Source organism: Roseateles sp. P5_E11 (assembly GCF_054049355.1).
On sequence record NZ_JBFUMO010000446.1, the window covers coordinates 1 to 4,961 of the forward strand.

Consider the following 4,961-nt stretch of genomic DNA (forward strand, 5'->3'; position numbering starts at 1 on the left):
TGAACTCCAGCGTCAGCAGCGTGATGCCGGCCTCCTGCTCGCGCAGTGGCAGCACACCCAGCGTGATGGCCGTTTGCTCCAGCAGCCGCCAGGCCAGCGAGTCCAGCCCGGGCGTCGGTGCGTGCGGGTCGGCGTCGTCGCTGAGCAATTCCAGCGAGCGGTGGGCGAAGCGGCAGCTCAGGCGCGCCTTGACCGGCCAGGGCGTCAGATCCAGTCGCARGTCGACGGAGGAGTGCGTATTGGCCAGCGCCCAGTCCATCAGCGCATTCAGCAGGCCGAAGAGCAGGGCGCCGTCGGCCCAGATCTCGACGGGCTTGAGCGACTGGCGAACCTGCACGCCGCGCGCCTGGGTCTCGCGGCTGCGCTGGGCGAGCACGCTGCGCAGCATCTGCGTGAGGTGCTGGCGCTCGCGGTTCAGGCGCAGGCGGCCGGAGGCCAGCCGGGAGAGCTGCTGGCCCAGCATGCCGGCCGTGCGAGCGTCGTCCACGCTGCGCTTCAACAGGCGCAGGCCGCGGCGGTCGATCTGGCCGGTGGTGGCGAGGTTCTGGATCTGCTCCAGCGCCGCGCTCAGCGGCCCGGCGATCTCGGCGCCCAGCTGCTGGACGATGTCCGCCCACTGGACCGGTGAAGGCTCAGGCATGACATCGTTGGCGGCACTTGCTGGCGCGGAAGAAGGCGGTGTGGACATGACCCGGTGGCTGCGGACCCGAGGCGGATGGTTCTAGGTGGTTGGCCCGCCTCGGTGCGTGAGCGCATGCTGCGGACAGCGCGCCGCCATCTCCATCCCCCACCCAGGGGGAAACCCTGGGTTTGGGGGTGGGTTAGCCCTCACGCAATGACACCACTGTTGCGCCAGTTTGTGATTTCTTCCGCAGAACAGCCGGCTTCTTGCAGCAACTCGTCGCTGTGCTGGCCGAGCAGCGGCGGCGCGAACCGATAGGCCACGGGTGTGGCCGACAGCTTCATTGGGCTGGCAATGAGGCGCAGATCGGGCGTCAAGGGATGGGGCATGGCAACCACGGCACCGCGAGCTTGCGCTTGCGGGTCGGCGAGCGCCTCACCAATAGAGTTGATCGAGCCACAGGGCACCTTGGCAGCCTCCAGCGCCGCGAGCCAGTCGGCGCGAGGGCGCTGCCGCATGGCTTCCTCCAACTGAGGCACGAGGAGGGCGCGGTGGCGCACGCGCTCGGAGTTGGTCGCAAAGCGTGGGTCGGTGGCCCATCCCGGCTGGCCGGCGATGTCGCAGAACTTGGCGAATTGGCGGTCGTTGCCGACAGCCAGGATCAGATAGCCGTCGCTGGCCTCGAAGACCTGATAGGGCACGATGTTCTGGTGGGCGTTGCCCATGCGGCCCGGCGCCTTGCCGCTGCACAGGTAGTTGCTGCCGAGGTTGGCCAGCATGGCGAGCTGGGTGTCCAGCAGGGCCATGTCGATGACCTGGCCCTGGCCGGTGGCATCGCGGTGGCGCAGCGCGGCCAGGATGGCGACGGTGGCATACATGCCGGTGAACAGGTCGGCCACGGCCACGCCCACCTTCTGCGGCCCGCCGCCGGGCAGGTCGTCGCGCTCGCCGGTCACGCTCATCAGCCCGCCCATGCCCTGGACGGCGTAGTCATAACCGGCGCGCTCGGCATAGGGCCCGGTCTGGCCGAAGCCGGTGATGGAGCAGATGACGAGGCCGGGGTGCTCGGCGAGCAGGGTTTGCGCGTCCAGGCCATAGCGAGCCAGGTCGCCGACCTTGAAGTTCTCGACCAGGACGTCGACCTGGGCCGCCAGCTTGCGGACGATGGCCTGACCTTCGGGCGTGGCCAGATCCACGGCCAGCGAGCGCTTGTTGCGGTTGGCGCCGAGGAAGTAGGCGGCCTCGGACGTGTCCTGGCCGTCGGCATCCTTCAGATAGGGCGGGCCCCAGGCACGTGTGTCGTCGCCACTGCCGGGGCGTTCGATCTTGATGACGTCGGCGCCGAGGTCGGCCAGGGTCTGGGTGCACCAGGGGCCGGCCAGCACGCGCGACAGGTCCAGCACGCGCACGCCTGCCAGGGCTTGGGGAGAGGGCATTTCTTGCATTGCGGAATTGTCCTCGGGCCGCTGTCGATAATTCGCCCATGCCCTGCCGCACGACTGCCGGATTTGCCCTAATGCTGAGCTTGCTGGCGGCTTGCCAGCCGACGCTGAACTGGCGCGAGGTCAGGCCGACCGGATCGGGCGCCGTGGCCCTCTTCCCTTGCAAGCCCGACATCGAGCAGCGCCCCGCTCACGCCGGCCAGGGTGCGATGGGCCTGGCACAGTGCGAAGCGGGCGGCGGGCGCTTCGCGCTGTCCTGGGCTGATGGGCCCGACCCGACCCAGGCCGGCCCAGCCCTCAAGGCCATGCCCCAGGCCTTGGCCACCAAGCTCGGCCAGCCGCTGCCGCCGGCCCAGCCGCTGCTGGTGCCGGGCATGACGCCGCTGCCGGAGGCTGCCGAGTACCGCCTGACCGGTGCGGGCGGGATCACTCGCGTGGCCGTGTTCGCTCACGGTGGCCGTGTCTACCAGGCGCTGATGACGCTGCCGCAGGACGACCCGGCCGCGTGGGAAAGCTTCCGTGCCGGGCTGGCCATGGAGACCGCCCGCTAACATCCTGCCCCATGCCCAACCTGCTTGTGATCGCCCACGCACCGCTGGCCTCCGCCCTGCGGCAGGTGGCCGAASACACCTTCCCCGACTGTGCGCCGACGCTGACCGTGCTGGATGTTGATGCTGGCATGAGCGCGGACGACGTCGAGACAGCTGCCCGCGCGCTGATGGCCCGGGCCGACCAGCCCGAGTGGCTGGTGCTGACCGATGTGTTCGGCGCTACGCCGAGCAACGGTGCTCAGCGCCTGGCGGGAGAGCAGGTGCAGGTGCTCAGCGGTGTCAGCGTGCCCATGCTGTGGCGCACCCTCTGCTATGCCAGCCAGAAGCCTTTGACCGAGCTGGCACGKCGCGCCATGCAGGGCGCGGTCACCGGCATCGTCGCCATGCCTCCCTTGCCCCCCGACGAATGATCAAGTCCACCCTCACCATCAGCAACAAGCTGGGTCTTCACGCGCGCGCCTCGGCCAAGTTAACCAAGTTGGCCGGCAGCTTCAAGTGCGAGGTCTATATGAGCCGCAACGGCCGGCGCGTGAACGCCAAGAGCATCATGGGCGTCATGATGCTGGCCGCCGGCATCGGCGCGACAGTCGAACTGGAGACTGATGGCGAGGACGAACAAGCCGCGCAGGATCAGATCACCGCCCTCGTCAACGACAAGTTCGGCGAAGGCCAGTGATCAGCCGAGGATGCGCTTGAAGCGCGCCGGCAGATCGGCCGTGCGCAGCAGCAGCGGCAGGTCGGCGGTGTTGAAGTCGGGGTCCCAGGCCGGCTCGCCCATCAACTTGGCGCCGCAGCGCAGATAGCCGCGGATCAAGGCCGGCGGTTCCACCACCAGGTCCTGGCGCAGGTGCTCGATGGGCAGCGGCAGGCGCGGGCGCACCCGGCAGTCGATGGGCGCGAGGTGGTTGGCGGCGATCTGCTTCCACAGACTGGCCGCGAAGTGGCCGCCATCGCGCATGCTGACGCTGGCGCAGCCGATGACGGTATCCAGACCGTTGCGGGCCATGAATTCGGCCAGCGCGCCCCACAACGCAATGATGGCGCCGCCGCTGCGGTGGTCGGCATGCACGCAGGAGCGGCCGATCTCGGCGACCCGGGAACGCAGGCCGCGCAGGCGCGTCAGGTCGAACTCGGTGTCGCTGTACAGGCCGCCGGCGCGTTTGGCGGCGGACGGCGTCAGCACGCGGTAGGTGCCGACGACAGGGCCGGGCTCGTCGTCTTCGCCCCCGGCGCGCACCAGGACATGCTCGCAATAGGCGTCGAAGAGGTCGACGTCCAGCCCGGCCGGTGAACCCTTGGGTGTGGGCAGGCGGGCGCCCATCTCGACGGCGAAGACCTGGTAGCGCAGCGCCTGGGCTTCGCGAACTTCCGTTTCGCTGCGTGCCCAGCTGACGCTGAGGCGGGGGGAAGAGGCGCGCGCCGGGCGGTGCAGGGCGGGGGCATGCGGCTGTGCATGCGTGACGATCAAACTGCGGTTCATGCCCGGCATGCTGGGGCGGCTGTTTGACGCAGCGGTGAAGGCCCTATGAAAAAACCATGACGCGGCAGCCCTGTGGCTCAAGCTACATTGGGGATTGATCTGCGGAGRGCGCTGATGAGTTTTCAGGTGTTCGGCATTGCGGTCTCACGTGGTGTGGCCATCGGTCGCGCGGTGCTGATCGCCTCCAGCCGCGTCGACGTCGCCCACTATTTCGTGACGCCCGACGAGGTCCAGCCCGAGATTGGGCGACTGCTGCGCGCACGCGACGCCGTCGTGCTGGAGCTGGAGACGTTGAGGGATGAACTGCCAGGCGACGCGCCCCACGAACTCGCGGCCTTGCTGGACGTGCACCTGATGCTGCTGCACGACGAGGCCCTGACCGGGAGCGCCAGCCAGTGGATCGTCGAGCGGCACTACAACGCGGAATGGGCGCTGTCTGCCCAGCTCGAGGTGCTGGCACGCCAGTTCGACGAGATGGAAGATGACTACCTGCGCGAGCGCAAGGCTGATCTGGAGCAGGTCGTCGAGCGTGTGTTGCGTGCGCTGTCGCRGGAGCGGGGTGACACGCCTGCGCCCGTCACGCCGCGCGACTTTGCGGGCGAGGACCCGCTGCTGCTGGTGGCCGCCGACATTGCTCCGGCCGACATGATCCAATTCAAGCGCAGCGTCTTCCGCGGCTTCATCACCGACATTGGCGGCAAGACCTCCCACACCGCCATCGTCGCACGCAGCATGGATATCCCGGCGGTGGTGGGCACCCGTGAGGCCTCGCGCCTCATCAGGCAGGATGACTGGGTCATCATCGATGGCGACGCGGGCACGGTCATCGTCAATCCTTCGCCCATCGTCCTGGAGGAGTACCGCTT

General features: G+C 68.8%; 6 protein-coding genes and 1 pseudogene. 4 read left to right on the plus strand and 3 right to left on the minus strand.

What is annotated here, in order from left to right:
- Nucleotides 1-640, minus strand: a pseudogene (locus tag ACXJKR_RS24165) (hypothetical protein); the annotation flags it as partial.
- A gap of 188 nt (nucleotides 641-828) precedes the next feature.
- Nucleotides 829-2,058, minus strand: coding sequence for a CaiB/BaiF CoA transferase family protein (locus ACXJKR_RS24170; protein WP_457324978.1), 1,230 nt, complete (start codon nucleotides 2,056-2,058; stop codon nucleotides 829-831).
- Between the two features lie 80 nt (nucleotides 2,059-2,138).
- Here ACXJKR_RS24170 and ACXJKR_RS24175 point away from each other — a divergent pair, with 80 nt between their 5' ends.
- Genes ACXJKR_RS24175 through ACXJKR_RS24185 form a run of 3 tightly spaced genes read left to right on the plus strand, consistent with a single transcriptional unit; the run spans nucleotide 2,139 to nucleotide 3,291 of the window.
- Nucleotides 2,139-2,615, plus strand: coding sequence for a hypothetical protein (locus ACXJKR_RS24175; RefSeq protein ID WP_056194302.1), 477 nt, complete (start codon nucleotides 2,139-2,141; stop codon nucleotides 2,613-2,615).
- Nucleotides 2,616-2,626: 11 nt separating this feature from the next.
- Nucleotides 2,627-3,025 (plus strand): PTS sugar transporter subunit IIA, encoded by a 399-nt coding sequence (locus ACXJKR_RS24180; RefSeq protein ID WP_457324979.1) that lies wholly within the window; start codon nucleotides 2,627-2,629, stop codon nucleotides 3,023-3,025.
- Nucleotides 3,022-3,291 (plus strand): HPr family phosphocarrier protein, encoded by a 270-nt coding sequence (locus tag ACXJKR_RS24185; RefSeq protein WP_056194300.1) that lies wholly within the window; start codon nucleotides 3,022-3,024, stop codon nucleotides 3,289-3,291. Before ACXJKR_RS24180 ends, ACXJKR_RS24185 begins: the two co-directional genes overlap by 4 nt.
- Here the strand turns inward: ACXJKR_RS24185 and ACXJKR_RS24190 are convergent, their stop codons facing one another.
- Nucleotides 3,292-4,095, minus strand: a complete 804-nt coding sequence (locus ACXJKR_RS24190; RefSeq protein WP_457324980.1) for a GNAT family N-acetyltransferase — start codon at nucleotides 4,093-4,095, stop codon at nucleotides 3,292-3,294.
- Between the two features lie 114 nt (nucleotides 4,096-4,209).
- Here ACXJKR_RS24190 and ACXJKR_RS24195 point away from each other — a divergent pair.
- On the plus strand, nucleotides 4,210-4,961 hold a 752-nt coding region (locus ACXJKR_RS24195; RefSeq protein ID WP_457324981.1), incomplete at its 3' end, for a phosphoenolpyruvate-utilizing N-terminal domain-containing protein.